Raw genomic sequence first — 15,775 nt, 5'->3', positions numbered from 1 at the left:
GCTTACTCATCCACACTTGGAAGTCCTATTTGGACCCCGTAACATTTCTACTACGTGACATTCACGAAAAGTCAGTCGAGGGTTCGTCCCAGTGATTCTACTGATTCTAACCATAGGAATTTTATAGACACCAGACCTATCATTCACAGAAGGTTTCTACCTTCCTTTCCTCGTCTTTACGTTAGGGTGAACTTCAGCCTACTTTAACGGGCTTCAAACGATGTTGATGTTTGCAATATCGCTATCGCTTGCCGTAGCTTCAGTGAGTATGTTTCAGGACGTTACTCCATCATTCCACACTTCGGAATAGCAGTTCTACTAGTAGATGCTAGTGCTTAACCTTTTCAGTTAAGAACGTGTCGCACTCAAATCAATATCCGGAACTTTATCTCCTTTAAAACCAAGGAACGTTTCGAACGGAATATCATGACCGTCTTTTTTATATGCAGTTCCACAGCTTGGACAATCTTTATCAGGTAAATCAAATCCAGAACCGACCGATCCATCATTAAAGAACTGCGATTGCTTACAATTTGGACAAACATAATGCGGCGGTAAAGGGTTTACCTCTGTAATTTCCATCATTGTCGCTACAAATGATGAACCAACTGAACCACGTGAACCAACAAGGTAGCCATCGATAAGTGATTTCTTTACAAGTTTATGAGAAATCAAGTAAATAACAGCAAATCCATGTCCAATAATACTTTTCAATTCTTTTTCCAAGCGGGCTTCTACAATTTCTGGAAGTTCATCTCCGTAAATACTTCGAGCCATTACGTAACTCATATCCCGCGTTTCATCATCTGCACCTTCAATTTTTGGCGTGTAAAGATCATCTTTTACAGGCTTTACGTCCCCAATCATCGATGTGACTTTTTGTGTATTTGTTACAACAATTTCTTTTGCCTTCTCTTCACCTAAGAAGGAGAAGCATTCTAACATTTCATCTGTTGTTCGGAAATACACAGGCGGCAATGAATGACGATTTAATGGATTCGCTCCGCCTTGCGAACTCACTAAAATTTTTCTGTACATTGCATCTTCTGGATTTAAATAATGAACATTTCCAGTTCCAACAACAGGCTTATCTAACGTTTCACCTAACTTTACTAAGTTAGAAATAATTGTTTTTAATTGACCTTCATCACGAACAAGCTCAAGCTCTACCAAATGTCGTAACACTTCTGGAGGCATTACCTCAATGTAATCATAAAACTGAGCAATTTCCTCCACTTCTTCTGGTGCTTTTTGCATCATCGCTTCAAATACTTCACCTTTATCACAAGCCGTACCGACTAAAATACCTTCGCGATACTTCTTTAATAAAGAACGCGGAATACGTGGGACACGATAAAAATATTGAAGATGCGCGTAAGAAACAAGTTTATATAAATTTTTCAATCCTTCATCTGACGTTGCAAGAAGTGTCACATGACTAGGACGTCCACGTTTAAACGCATCTCCTTGTCCCATACTGTCATTTAACTGATCGTGATATTCGAAGCCCTTTTCAATTACATTTTTCAGCATCTTCACAAGCAGATAACCCGTTGCTTCTGTATCATAAATCGCACGGTGATGCTGTGTTAATTCGATATCAAGCTTTTTACATAACGTATTTAAACGATGGTTTTTCATCTCTGGAAATAAGAAACGAGCCAACTCTAACGTGTCGATAACTGGATTTTTCGTTTTTTCTAAACCACTTTTCTTAAATCCAACATTTAAAAACCCCATATCAAAGCTTGCATTATGAGCGACAAGTGTATGATCACCCATCCAATGTTCAAACTTTTTAAATACTTCTTCTACCTCTGGGGCATCCGTTAGCATATCATCTGTAATACCTGTTAATTCAATGATTGTTGCTGATAATGGCTGATGTGGATTTGCAAACGATTCAAAACGATCGATAATTTCTCCACCTTTTACTTTTACTGCAGCAAGCTCAATAACGGTATCATATACAGCTGATAATCCAGTTGTCTCAACGTCAAATACAACATATGTTTCGTCTGCAAGTAATCGATGTTCCTCATTATAAGCAATTGGCACACCGTCATTAACAAGGTTTGCTTCTACCCCAAAAATCACTTTAATTCCTGCTTTTTTTCCAGCAGAATACGCTTCAGGAAAAGCCTGTGCAACAGCATGATCTGTCACTGCTACCGCTTCATGTCCCCATTTTGCCGCTTGACTCACAAGTGTAGATACAGAAGTTACAGCATCCATTTGGCTCATCGGTGTATGCATATGAAGCTCTACCCTTTTTTCTCCTTCAGGCGCTTTATCTTTACGAGATGGTCCTGTTATTTCATTAATATCGTTTGCTATCATGACTAAATCTCTAACAAACGTATCATTTTGAACGGATCCGCGTGCTTTCACCCACATTCCCTTTTTCAATGATTGTAAGAGTGGAATATCTTCTTTATCGCGTGAAAACATTTTAATCATAATGGAATCGGTGTAATCCGTTATCTTTAATGTCAATAACGTACGTCCGCTTCGTAGTTCTTTCGTTTCAACATCAAATAGATAACCTTGTACCGTTTTTCTTCGTTCTTCATCTTGAATTTCACGAAGTGGCGTAATTTCTTCATCAGGCTTAATAAGATAACCGAGTACAATCGGCCCCTCGTGTACAATATCACTTTCTTCCGCTTGTTTCTTGGCCATTTCTTCCATGGCTTGTATAACACGCTGGCGATCCTCTTGCTGTGTTTGTTCACGAAACTTTTGAACTTCCTCTTCATTTTGTTTTATATTTGTTTCTAGCTGAAAACGAGGAAATCCAAAAATTTCATATTGGTCTCCGACTGACTTCGCAAGATTTTTCTTTAGCGCAGTAGATTCTAAATCATTATTCACATCAAGTAACAACTTCACTCCGTTTACATGCGGAAGTTGCTTTTTTAAATACGCAAACATAGGCGAGAAAGTAATTCGCTCTGTACAGAGCGGCCAATACGCCTTAACCTCTTCTTCCGTAAATTGCTTATTCTCTGTTTCTAGTGAAAATGACGTTTTTGCAATATGAGAAAATGACTGCTTAAGTTGTGTTTCAAGCAATTCATATAATTCTGTTGGTAAAATACGTGGTACTTGTAAATCAAAATGCCAACTCTTATTTGCTTTATCAACAACTAACCTTTGAATGCCACCACCTTGTAAATATTGATTGATAAGGTCTTCAGGCATTTTTAACTGTTGGAGCAAAATTTGAAATCGCTCTTGTTGTTCGTTTGTTAATGACATAAGCAACCTCCTTCCACCTGCTATTATAAATTGAAACGTTCCACAAAGAAAGAGAAGGTACCTCACCTGGAGGTACCTCTTCTTATTTTAAAATATTTGCAATGTATGTGTGAAGTTCTTCGACTTTTACTTCTGCAGATTCATTTGTTGCACGTACTTTTACTTCAACAATACCTTCATCAGCTTTTTTACCAACTGTAACTCGAACTGGAAGACCGAATAAATCTGCATCAGCAAATTTTACACCAGCACGCTCTGCGCGGTCATCTAATAACACTTCATATCCTTGTTCTTGTAATGAATTGTAGATTTTTTCGCCCACTTCACGCTGTGCATCAGATTTCATATTTACTGGAATTACGTGTACATGGAATGGAGCAACTGCTTTTGGCCATACTAAACCATTCTCATCATTAAATTGCTCAGCAATAGCCGCAACTGTACGAGATACTCCAATTCCGTAGCAGCCCATAATAATCGGCTGTGTTTTACCGTTTTCATCTAAGAACGTTGCATTCATTGATTCACTATAGCGAGTGCCAAGCTTAAATACATGTCCTACTTCAATACCACGAGCAAAACGAATTGTTCCCTCGCCGTCTGGAGAAAGGTCTCCTTCTTGGATAAAACGTAAATCTGTATATTGACTTACTTTAAAGTCACGTTCTGGATTTACATTCACGTAATGGAAACCTTCTTCATTTGCTCCACAGCATCCATTTACGACAGCTTGCACTGCATGATCAGCAATGATTTCTACTTCCGCTGTGCCGATTGGACCTAATGAACCCACTTCACAGTTTAACAATTGTTTTACTTCTTCATGACTTGCAAGTTCAACAACTGAAGCACCGTATAAGTTTTTCACCTTAACATCATTTACTTCATGATCTCCGCGAACGAGAGCAACAATAAACTTCTCGTCTACTTTAAAGACCATAGACTTAATACAATTTGTCGCTTCAATATTTAAGAACGTACTCACTTCTTCAATTGATTTTTGATCTGGCGTAGCTACTTTTTCAAGCGCTTTTTCTACTTCATCACTCTTTTCATAAGAAGCAAGAACAGGTGCCATCTCAATATTTGCAGCATAGTCAGATGTATTAGAATATGCAATTGTATCTTCTCCTACATCTGATAATACCATAAATTCATGTGTGTCTTTTCCGCCCATTGCTCCAGAATCAGCGATAACAGCACGGAAATTTAAGCCGCAACGTGTGAAAATATTAGAGTACGCTTGGAACAAACGGTTATACACTTCATCTAAACTCTCTTGCGTTGCGTGGAAAGAATATGCATCCTTCATTAAAAATTCTCTTCCGCGTAACAAACCAAAGCGAGGTCTTTGCTCATCACGGAATTTTGTTTGAATTTGATAAAGCGTTAAAGGTAATTTCTTATAGGACTTAATTTCGTCACGTACAAGATCAGTAATTACCTCTTCATGCGTTGCTCCTAAAGCAAACTCACGATTGTTACGATCATTCATACGCATTAATTCTGGACCATATGAATACCAGCGTCCAGATTCTTGCCATAATTCAGCTGCTTGAAGAGCTGGCATTAACAATTCTACAGCACCAGCTTTCTCCATTTCTTCACGAACAATACGCTCTACTTTATGCAACACTTTCAGACCAAGCGGTAAAAAACTATATATGCCTGAAGCATTTTGACGCATAAACCCTGCGCGCAATAGAAGCTGATGACTTTTAATTTCCGCATCAGCTGGCACTTCACGCAGGGTAGGACTAAATATTATACTTTGTTTCATTCAATAGCACCTCTTTTATAAGAAAAACTTCCGTATATCATTCCATGTTACAACTAACATCAGTAACATTAATAAAGCAAAACCAATAAAGTGAACCATACCTTCTTTTTGACGGTCAATCGGCTTCCCACGAAGCGCTTCAATTAAGAAGAAGAAAAGACGTCCTCCATCAAGTGCAGGAACTGGTAATAAGTTAAATAAACCAAGATTTATACTTAAAACAGCCGCTAAGCTCATGACGCGAATCGTACCATATTCTACAACTTGGTCTGTTAAATTATAAATTCCTACTGGACCAGATAAATCGTTTATAGAAAAATGACCTGTAACGAGCTGAATAAGTGAGACAAATATAAGCTTTGTCCATCTGTATGTTTCTTCAAAGCCTAATTTAATAGAACCTAAGACTGATTTTTCAACAGGCGATTGCACACCAAGTCTACCGACTGTAACGTCGCCTTCTTTTTCAGCAGCAGGTGTAACTTGAATTGCTACTTTTTTACTATCACGTGTTACATCCATCGTAATTTCTTTTCCTGGATTTTCACGGACAATACTTGTGATATCTTTCCAACTATTTGTCGGCTTTTTATTAATCGACGTAATGATATCATCTTCATGCAAGCCTGCCTTCTCTGCCACGCTGCCAGATACAATTTTTCCAATCATCGGTTTATCTACTGGAATCCCCTGTACAAAACCAATAATTACAAAGATAACAAAAGCAAGCACAAAGTTCATAGCAGGACCAGCAAAAATGGCAAGCGTTCGTTGTCCTAGTGTTTTTGAACCGAATTGGCGGTTAAACGGCGCAATTTGGGTCTCCTCTCCCGCTGAAACACAATGAGCTTTCTCATGTACTCGAAATGTTTGTAACTCTTCTTCATATTCTTCATATCCAGATATAATCAGCTTATGTTCCAAGTCAGCTTGTTCTACTTCAATGACACGAACATTTGGATATTTTTCACGTTTATCCAAAACGATTTTCGTAACCTCATCGTTTTTGTTTAGAACAAGACCTACCTTAGTCCCAGGTTTTAGTTCAACTGTTTCTGGATCCTCTCCAGCCATTCGGACATATCCGCCAAGCGGAAGTAAACGAATTGTATAAACTGTTTCATTTTTTTCAAACGAGTACAATTTTGGACCAAAACCGATGGCAAATTCACGACACAAAATGCCAGCACGTTTGGCAAAGTACAAATGTCCAAGTTCATGGAAAAATACAAGTGCACCGAAAATTAAAATAAAGGCAATCGCTGTATTCAATTCTCATAACCACCTTTGCTAAATTTGTTCCATCACAAACCGTCTTGTGGCAGCATCAATTTCCTGAATTTCTTCTAAGCTTGGACGCGCAATGACATTGTGATGGTGCATTGCTTTTTCAATGAGATCTTCTACTGTTAAGAAGCTAATTTTCTTTTGCAGAAAAGCTTCTACAGCAGCTTCATTAGCTGCATTCATCACAGTTGGCATACTTCCTCCCATTTTTCCAGCTTCATATGCAAACTTAAGACAGCGGAAACGTTCCATATCCATTGTTTGAAAATGTAATGTCCCAATTTCCCATAAATTCAGCTGTTTAGCGTTTGGAAGTGACAAACGATCAGGGTAAGTAAGGGCATATTGAATTGGAACACGCATATCTGGTGTACCAAGCTGCGCCATTACACTTCGATCTTCAAACTCAACCATAGAGTGAATGATACTTTCTTTATGTAATACAACATCGATTTGCTCATAAGGGATATTAAAAAGCCAATGCGCTTCAATAACCTCTAATCCCTTATTCATCATTGTAGCAGAATCAATAGTAATTTTCGAACCCATAGACCAGTTTGGATGACAAAGTGCATCTTCCACTGTTACATTTTTCAGCTCATCCCTCGTTTTATCTCGGAAACTTCCACCTGATGCCGTTAAAATTAATCTGGAAATGTGCTTCTCATTTTCCCCATTCAAACATTGAAAAATAGCAGAGTGTTCACTATCTACAGGAAGCAGAGATACATTATGTTTCTTTGCAGCTTCCATAACTAAATGTCCTGCTGTTACTAATGTTTCTTTATTTGCAATTGCTATCGTTTTTTTCGCTTCAATTGCTCGCAATGTCGGTAATAATCCTACACTCCCAACAACGGCGTTTACAACTATTTTTGCATCTGGATGAAGTGCAACCGCAAGCAGTCCTTCCTCTCCATATACAATTTTCGTATTTCCACAAACCGCCTGTAACCTCCCGGCATCTTCTTTATGTTGTACAGAAACAATCTCAGGAGAAAATTCTTGAATCACCTGCTGAGCAAATTCAATATTTCTACCAACAGAAAAAGCAACGAGACGGAATTGGTCTTGGTGCGTACGCAATACATCTAATGTTTGCGTTCCAATTGATCCGCTTGCACCTAATAAACTAATGGTTTTCATTACTTCTACTCCTCGTTCATTCATTAAATGAAATGTAAGAAATGTAATAGCGGTAACACAAATAGCCAACTATCAGTACGATCTAGAATACCACCATGTCCTGGCAAAATCGTACCTGAATCTTTCACACCGTAATGACGTTTAAATGCTGACTCTACTAGGTCTCCAATTTGGCCAAATACCGCTATTGCAATTGTAACTGCAATAAGAACACCGATATTGGAATGAACCGGTAAAAATACATTATACACAAGCGCAACAACAATTCCACATAAAATACCGCCGATAGAACCCTCTATTGTTTTATTTGGACTAATCTCCGGCCAAAGCTTTCGTTTTCCGATAGCTTTTCCAATAAAATAAGCGCCAGAATCCGTTGCCCAAATTACAAATAACGCATAAAATACGTACTGGATTCCTGCAATACGCGTTTCATTTAAATAAAGGAAACCCATTGCAACATACGTTGTGGCCATTAATAAAAATGCAGCATTGTCAAAAGTAAATGTATTCTTAGAGAGGACCGTATATGATAAAAGTAATAAGACAATTACAAATGTAATTTCTCCTTTTGATAAACCTATTGTTTCAAATACGTCCAATGCATTACTTGGAACTAAACTAATCCATAACAATATCGCTGCTAAAATTGTTGGTACAGAAATAATCGTTAGTTTATTCATTCTAATTAATTCATATAATCCAACAGAAGCTAATGCATACACTAAAATTGTAAAAGGCACGCCACCGTAAAATACGATGGGGATGAATAGCGCGGCAGCAATCACTCCAGTAATTATTCTCTGTTTCACTACCAAACCCTCTCTTTCTACACGCCTCCAAATCTGCGACCTCTATTTTGGAAGTCAGTGATCGACTGTAATAAATGTTCTTCTGTAAAATCCGGCCACAATACATCGGTAAAACAAAACTCTGTATAAGCAATTTGCCATAACATGAAATTACTTATTCGAAGCTCACCGCTTGTTCGGATTAGTAAATCAGGATCAGGCAATGTTCTCGTCATTAAATATGAAGAAATCATTTCTTCTGTTATATCTTCAGAACAAAGTTTCCCTTCCTTACTATCCTTCACCATATTTTGCACAGCAGATACAATTTCATCACGACTTCCATAGTTTAACGCAAAATTTAAAATTAACCCCGTGTTTTCTTTTGTATCTTCAATTGCCTTATCCATTGCTCTTCGCGTATGAGTTGGAAGGCGATCTTTTTGTCCTATCACACGTACTTGTACATTTTCTTCAACAAGCTCTGGTAAAAATGTACCTAGAAACTCTTCAGGAAGTTTCATTAAATAATCTACTTCTACTTTTGGTCTTTTCCAGTTCTCTGTAGAGAAGGCATAAAGAGTCAACACTTTGACACCGAGCTTACTGGCAAACTTCGTAATTTTCTTTACGACTTGCATGCCTTCATGATGCCCTGCAATACGTGGCATCGCTCTTCTTTTCGCCCATCTTCCATTACCATCCATAATGATTGCAATATGTGCTGGGATTTCTCCTTTTTTTGCCTCTTCTACGAGATGATCAAACGACGCAATCTTATTGCCTTTAAAAAAGGGAAGTTTTCTAAACATCATTCAAACCCTCCAACGAGCAGACATATGCCTAAAAGTGTAAAAAGACCCCCTTAAGAAGAGGGTCATATTTGCGAAAGTTTCGCGATTACACTTCCATAATTTCTTTTTCTTTGTTTTTTGTAACTTCGTCAACTTTTACGATATACTTATCTGTTTCTTTTTGGATATCTTCTGTATATCCTCTTAAGTCATCTTCTGTAATATCGCCGTTTTTCTCAAGTTTCTTTAAATCATCATTTGCATCGCGACGAACGTTACGAACAGCTACTTTTGCATCTTCAGAATATTTCTTTACAACTTTAACAAGTTCACGACGACGTTCTTCTGTTAACGCTGGAAATGCGATACGAATAACAGTACCATCATTTGAAGGGTTCAATCCTAAATCAGCTTTTAAAATCGCCTTCTCAATATCACCGATAGATGTCTTATCATACGGTTGAATAACTAGCAAACGTGCTTCTGGCACTGTGATATTTGCTAATTGTACAACTGGTGTTGGTGCACCGTAGTAATCTACTTGTACTTTATCTAATACAGCAGCACTCGCACGACCTGCACGAACTGTTGAAAGTTCACGAGAATATGCCGCAACTGCTTTTTCCATTTTTTCTTTTGCATTATTCATTACTTGTTGTGCCATTTTATTTCCCCCTTACAATTGTTCCAATATTTTCGCCGAGAACGGCACGCTTAATATTTCCTTCTTCCATAATTGAGAATACAATTAGTGGAATATCATTGTCCATACATAAAGAAGAAGCTGTAGAATCCATTACACCTAAACCTTCTTTTAAGACATCTAAATATGTAAGTGTCTCATATTTTGTCGCTGTTTCATCAACAGTTGGATCTGCACTATATACGCCATCTACATTATTTTTTGCCATTAAAATAACATCAGCCTCAATCTCAGCTGCGCGTAATGCCGCTGTTGTATCAGTAGAGAAGTAAGGGTTACCCGTACCTGCTGCAAAAATTACAACACGCTTCTTCTCTAAGTGACGATTTGCTTTACGACGAATGTAAGGCTCTGCTACTTGGCGCATTTCAATAGAAGTTTGCACACGTGTTTGGACTCCTAAATTCTCCAAGCTATCTTGAAGAGCTAAAGAATTCATTACAGTTGCTAACATGCCCATGTAGTCGGCTGTTGCACGGTCCATTCCCATCTCACTTCCGATTTTTCCACGCCAAATGTTACCGCCACCAACAACGACTGCAACTTCTACATCAAGCTCAGCAATTTCTTTTACTTGCTGTGCAACAGATTTAATAACAGATGGGTTAATCCCAAACCCTTTATCTCCAGCTAAAGCTTCCCCGCTTAGCTTTAATACAACACGATCATATTTTGGCTTACTCATAATGAACCTCCAGTACTTGCATCTTTATTTTAAAAAAGGGAACACAATGTGTTCCCCAATCTTTATTAGTTGTTACCTTTTACTTGGTTCATTACTTCTTCAGCAAAGTTGTCTTCGCGTTTTTCAATTCCTTCACCAACAGCGTAGCGAACGAATCCTTTTAATGTTCCGCCTTTAGACTCAACGAACTGACGAACTTTCATATCAGGGTTTTTAACGAATGCTTGGTCAAGTAAGCAAATCTCTTCGAAGAATTTGCCAAGGCGACCTTCAACCATTTTCGCAACGATTTTTTCTGGCTTGCCTTCGTTTAAAGCTTGTTGTGTTAATACTTGACGCTCATGCTCAACTTCTTCAGCTGTTACAGCATCGCGGTCGATGTATTTAGGGTTAACTGCTGCGATGTGCATTGCTACATCTTTAGCAGCTGCTTCATCTGTAGAACCTTCAAGAACTGCTAATACACCAATGCGTCCACCCATGTGTAGGTAAGCACCGAATGCATCTGCATCAGTTTTTGATACGATTTCGAAACGACGAAGTGTAAGTTTTTCACCAATTTTAGCGATTGCTTCGTTGATGTGCTCTTCTACTGTTTTGCCGTTTGAAATTGTTTGAGCCATAGCTTCTTCAACGTTAGCAGGTTTGTTAGCTAATAAGTGAGCAGCTAATTCTTTAATTAATGCTTGGAAACCTTCGTTTTTCGCAACGAAATCAGTTTCAGAGTTTAATTCTAAGATTACAGCGTCGTTACCGTTTGCTTCGATGTAAGTTAAACCTTCAGCAGCAATGCGGTCTGCTTTTTTCGCAGCTTTCGCAATACCTTTCTCACGTAGGAAGTCAATTGCTTTCTCCATGTCACCGTTAGTTTCAGTTAACGCTTTTTTGCAGTCCATCATACCTGCGCCAGTTTTTTCGCGAAGTTCTTTTACCATTTGTGCAGTAATTGCCATGCTTTTCATCCTCCTAAAATATGTATATACCTTAAAAAAGGTGATAAAAGGCCTAACCCCTTATCACCTTTCTAAATTTGTTACGCAGTAACAGTTTCTTCACCTTGTTTTGCTTCAAGGATTGCGTCTGCCATTTTAGATGTAAGAAGTTTTACAGCACGAATAGCATCATCGTTTGCTGGGATTACATGATCAATTTCATCTGGATCACAGTTTGTATCAACAATACCGATGATTGGAATGTTTAATTTGCGTGCTTCAGCAACAGCGATACGCTCTTTACGAGGGTCTACTACGAATAATGCATCTGGAAGACCTTTCATATCTTTAATGCCGCCTAAGAATTTTTCAAGACGCTCTAATTCTTTCTTAAGTTGTACAACTTCTTTCTTAGGAAGTACTTCGAAAGTGCCATCTTCTTGCATTCTTTCGATGTCTTTAAGGCGTTTAATACGCTTTTGAATTGTTTGGAAGTTTGTTAACGTACCACCTAACCAACGTTGGTTAACGAAGTACATACCAGCGCGAGTTGCTTCTTCTTTAATAGCATCTTGTGCTTGTTTTTTTGTACCTACGAATAATACGTTACCGCCGTTAGCAGCGATGTCTCTCATTACGTTGAATGCTTCTTCAACTTTTTTCACAGTTTTTTGTAAGTCGATGATGTAGATACCGTTACGCTCTGTGAAAATGTAACGTTTCATTTTTGGGTTCCAACGACGAGTTTGATGTCCGAAGTGAACACCAGCTTCAAGCAATTGCTTCATAGAAATTACTGACATAATTTTGTTCCTCCTAAATGGTTTTTGATATCCTCCGTTCACTTCATCTTTAAGCGAAACTACAAGCGTAGCACCAACACTTAAATCAATGAACGTGTGTACTTTGTACTGACACCACTGACAACTATATCACAACAAAATATCACAATCAAGTCGAAAATACACACATTGTCAAACTTTCTTTTTCATTTTCCTATTTTATTGCTGAATGATATACGCACTCTTTATCTATAAATCCGTTTTAATTTTCCGACATCTTTGTCTAGCTCTGCCTCCTAGGCCATCATGTCTAAATAGTAGGCTTCGCTTTTCTTTATAAGTCGTTGCTATGCGGGATACATTATACCCTGTACTCTCTTGCTCCCTTTGTTTTAAATCTCGCATGGGCAGGGAATAGCCTCGACCGCTTCTATACACGATAAAATGCTCTCGTCCTCTCCTAAAAAGAAAGAGGTTTTATGTTTTTTGAACTTATATACAGTATTACCAATTCCCATTATTTTTAAGCTGTCTTAATAATACAGTGAAACTTGCAATAGCAAATTCTTCTTTTCTGTTAATAACAAAAAGAACCCTTCTGCAACATCCAGAAGAGTTCTTCATTTATAAAAATTAGTTTGTTTTTAGTTTCGCAAGTTCATGTAAAAACTTGTCATTTAGTACTTTGATGTATGTTCCTTTCATACCTAAAGAACGAGATTCAATTACACCCGCACTTTCTAACTTACGAAGTGCATTTACAATTACAGAACGTGTAATACCTACACGATCAGCAATTTTACTTGCAACAAGTAAACCTTCTGTTCCATTTAACTCTTCGAAAATATGCTCAATTGCTTCAAGTTCACTGTATGATAATGAGCTAATCGCCATTTGTACAACTGCTTTACTACGTGCTTCTTCTTCAATTTCTTCCGCTTTTTCACGTAGAATTTCCATACCTACTACAGTAGAACTATATTCAGCAAGAATTAAATCATCGTCTAAAAATTCTTGACCAAGTCGCGCTAATACTAATGTACCTAAACGCTCACCACCACCAACGATTGGTACGATAGTTGTTAAACCTTGACCAAATAACTCTCTGTTTTCTACAGGGAACGCTGTATACTCACTGTTTACTTCTAAGTTTGGAGATGTTTCAGTTACATTAAATAAGTTCTTTGTATATTCTTCTGGGAACTGACGCTCAGCAAGCATTTGCTTCATGCGCTCGTTTTCGATTTGTTGGTGAATTGCATACCCTAATAATTTTCCACGACGACTTACAATAAACACGTTCGCTTCAATCACTTCACACATCGTGTCAGCCATTTCTCTAAAGTTTACTGGTTTTCCTGCTGCGCTTTGTAATAACGCATTTAACTTTCTCGTTTTTGCTAATAATTCCATTTCTAAATTTCCTCCTACACATTATTCACATAGTTTTAATCACTTGGAAGCTAAGGCGAGTCACCTGATGATACTATTACAAAATAAACTGGCTCACATCTTTATTTTTAGCAATCGTCTCTAATTTTTCCTCTACATACTGAGGTGTTATCGTTACCTTTTCTAACGTAATTTCAGATGCTTCAAATGATAAATCTTCAAGAAGTTTTTCCATAATGGTATGGAGCCTTCTTGCTCCAATATTATCTGTGTCTTGATTGACTTGATAAGCAATCTCGGCAATCTTACGAATAGCTTCGTCAGAAAATTCAATTTCTATACCTTCAGTTTCCAATAATGCTATATATTGTTTTACTAAAGCATTATCTGGTTCTACAAGAATTTTCACAAAATCGTCCGCTGACAATTTTGTCAACTCTACGCGGATTGGGAATCTTCCTTGCAGTTCTGGAATTAAATCTGACGGCTTTGACATATGAAAAGCACCCGCTGCAATGAATAAAACATAATCCGTTCTTATCGGTCCATATTTTGTCACAACAGTCGATCCTTCCACAATCGGTAAGATGTCTCGCTGCACACCTTCACGCGATACATCAACGCTATTCGATTGTTTACCAGCAATTTTGTCAATCTCATCAATAAAAATAATCCCAAGCTGTTCAGCACGATAAACGGCTTCTTGTGTAACTTCATCCATATCAATTAAGCGCTGTGCTTCTTCATTTGTCAAGACTTTTCTCGCTTCTTTTACAGAAAGTTTACGTTTTTTCGTTTTTTTCGGCATAAAGCTTCCAAGTGCATCTTGAAAATTCATGCCCATCTGTTCCATCCCTGTACCTTGGAGCATATCAAACATAGATGATTGCTGTTCTGTCACTTCAATTGTAATCATTTCATCTTCAAGTAAACCAGCAGCAAGCTGTTTCTCTACTTCATTTCGTTTTTGCTCCACTTCTCTCTCATCTTGCTTTTCTGAAGTTGGAGCAGTATTTTGATTTTGATACCCGCCAAATAACATTTCTAGCGGATTTTTAAATCCTGATTCTTTTTGTTTATGCGGCACTAAAATTTCAACAATTCGTTGATTAGCTTGCTCTTCCGCTTTATCTTTCACATGAATCATTTTTTCTTCTTTTACAATTCGAACAGAAGTTTCTACAAGATCACGAACCATCGATTCAACATCACGACCAACATAGCCTACTTCTGTAAATTTAGTTGCCTCTACTTTAATAAAAGGAGCCCCCACAAGCTTTGCAATACGACGCGCCACCTCTGTTTTTCCGACCCCTGTAGGTCCAATCATTAAAATGTTTTTCGGTGCAATTTCATCGCGAAGTCCTTCTTCTAATTTACTGCGGCGATAACGATTTCTAAGTGCCACTGCAACTGCTTTTTTCGCATCTTTTTGACCAATAATATATTGATCTAATTTTTCTACAATTTGTCGCGGAGTAAAATGTAAATGCATATAAAATGCCTCCCTTACAGTTCTACAGTTCTTCCACAATAATATTTTCGTTTGTATATACACAAATATTGCTAGCAATTTCTAAACTTGCCTTCGCAATTTCTCTTGCTGTGAAATGGGAACCTGCATGTTGTTTTAAAGCGCGCCCTGCTGCAAGTGCGTAATGCCCACCAGAACCAATTGCTAAAATGCCATCATCTGGTTCAATCACTTCACCCGTTCCTGAAACAAGCAACATCGTATTTTTATCCATAACGATTAACATTGCCTCTAGTTGGCGAAGCATCTTATCTCCCCGCCACTGCTTTGCCATTTCTACCGCAGCTCGCTGTAAATTACCATTGTATTCCTCAAGCTTTCCTTCAAACATCTCAAATAATGTAAAAGCATCAGCTACAGAACCTGCAAAACCTGCTAACACTTTGCCATGGAATAACTTTCGAACTTTACGAGCTGTATGCTTCATAACAACAGCATTTCCAAGTGTAACTTGCCCATCACCGGCCATTGCACATTCTCCATTATGGTGAACCGCAAATATCGTTGTAGCATGGAAGTTTCCCATAGAAAAAACTCCTTTATTTGTTTTTATCCTGCTGCTAACAGGCACTTAGACTCCAACCTAAAAATTCTGATAAATCAAACAAGGTACCTAGGAGTTAACTACCCGTAAGAGCTTAATTGGTACACCTAACTATTAGTGAAAAAGGAAGAACCCCCTCCACCA

12 protein-coding genes and 1 pseudogene are annotated in these 15,775 nt (G+C 38.0%); all 13 read right to left on the bottom strand.

What is annotated here, in order from left to right; genetic code table 11:
• Positions 1-363: 363 nt before the first annotated feature.
• A pseudogene (locus tag BM211_RS01660) lies at positions 364-3,261 on the bottom strand (PolC-type DNA polymerase III); the annotation flags it as partial.
• Positions 3,262-3,343: 82 nt separating this feature from the next.
• Positions 3,344-5,041 carry a proline--tRNA ligase gene (locus tag BM211_RS01655; RefSeq protein WP_035428968.1) on the bottom strand — a complete coding sequence of 566 codons (1,698 nt, stop codon included), beginning with the start codon at positions 5,039-5,041 and terminating at the stop codon, positions 3,344-3,346.
• A 15-nt stretch (positions 5,042-5,056) separates the two neighbouring features.
• Positions 5,057-6,313 carry an RIP metalloprotease RseP gene (gene rseP, locus BM211_RS01650; RefSeq protein ID WP_035428971.1) on the bottom strand — a complete coding sequence of 419 codons (1,257 nt, stop codon included), beginning with the start codon at positions 6,311-6,313 and terminating at the stop codon, positions 5,057-5,059.
• Between the two features lie 18 nt (positions 6,314-6,331).
• A complete protein-coding gene (dxr, locus tag BM211_RS01645; RefSeq protein WP_090994700.1) occupies positions 6,332-7,474 on the bottom strand; it encodes a 1-deoxy-D-xylulose-5-phosphate reductoisomerase in 1,143 nt (380 codons plus the stop codon).
• Between the two features lie 23 nt (positions 7,475-7,497).
• Positions 7,498-8,286 (bottom strand): phosphatidate cytidylyltransferase, encoded by a 789-nt coding sequence (locus BM211_RS01640; protein WP_035428974.1) that lies wholly within the window; start codon positions 8,284-8,286, stop codon positions 7,498-7,500.
• 17 nt (positions 8,287-8,303) lie between these two features.
• Entirely contained in the window at positions 8,304-9,080 is a 777-nt protein-coding gene (locus BM211_RS01635; RefSeq protein ID WP_035428975.1) for an isoprenyl transferase, read from the bottom strand.
• Positions 9,081-9,165: 85 nt separating this feature from the next.
• A complete protein-coding gene (frr, locus tag BM211_RS01630) occupies positions 9,166-9,723 on the bottom strand; it encodes a ribosome recycling factor (protein WP_035428976.1) in 558 nt (185 codons plus the stop codon).
• Between the two features lies 1 nt (position 9,724).
• The gene (gene pyrH, locus BM211_RS01625; protein ID WP_035428978.1) at positions 9,725-10,447 is read right to left on the bottom strand and encodes a UMP kinase; all 723 of its coding nucleotides are present in this window, start codon (positions 10,445-10,447) and stop codon (positions 9,725-9,727) included.
• Between the two features lie 65 nt (positions 10,448-10,512).
• Positions 10,513-11,400, bottom strand: a complete 888-nt coding sequence (tsf, locus tag BM211_RS01620; RefSeq protein ID WP_035428979.1) for a translation elongation factor Ts — start codon at positions 11,398-11,400, stop codon at positions 10,513-10,515.
• A gap of 80 nt (positions 11,401-11,480) precedes the next feature.
• Positions 11,481-12,182, bottom strand: coding sequence for a 30S ribosomal protein S2 (gene rpsB / locus BM211_RS01615; RefSeq protein ID WP_090912758.1), 702 nt, complete (start codon positions 12,180-12,182; stop codon positions 11,481-11,483).
• A gap of 612 nt (positions 12,183-12,794) precedes the next feature.
• Positions 12,795-13,574, bottom strand: coding sequence for a GTP-sensing pleiotropic transcriptional regulator CodY (gene codY / locus BM211_RS01610; protein WP_020059163.1), 780 nt, complete (start codon positions 13,572-13,574; stop codon positions 12,795-12,797).
• A gap of 76 nt (positions 13,575-13,650) precedes the next feature.
• Positions 13,651-15,048 (bottom strand): HslU--HslV peptidase ATPase subunit, encoded by a 1,398-nt coding sequence (gene hslU / locus BM211_RS01605; RefSeq protein WP_035428984.1) that lies wholly within the window; start codon positions 15,046-15,048, stop codon positions 13,651-13,653.
• Between the two features lie 22 nt (positions 15,049-15,070).
• On the bottom strand, positions 15,071-15,613 hold the full coding sequence (gene hslV, locus BM211_RS01600; protein ID WP_035428985.1) for an ATP-dependent protease subunit HslV: 543 nt from the start codon (positions 15,611-15,613) through the stop codon (positions 15,071-15,073).
• Positions 15,614-15,775: the final 162 nt, after the last annotated feature.

It is taken from the genome of Bacillus sp. 491mf, assembly GCF_900112415.1.
Classification (GTDB): domain Bacteria; phylum Bacillota; class Bacilli; order Bacillales; family Bacillaceae_G; genus Bacillus_A.
The sequence above is the reverse complement of the archived record's forward strand: the minus strand, read 5'-3'. Positions and strand labels throughout refer to the sequence as shown.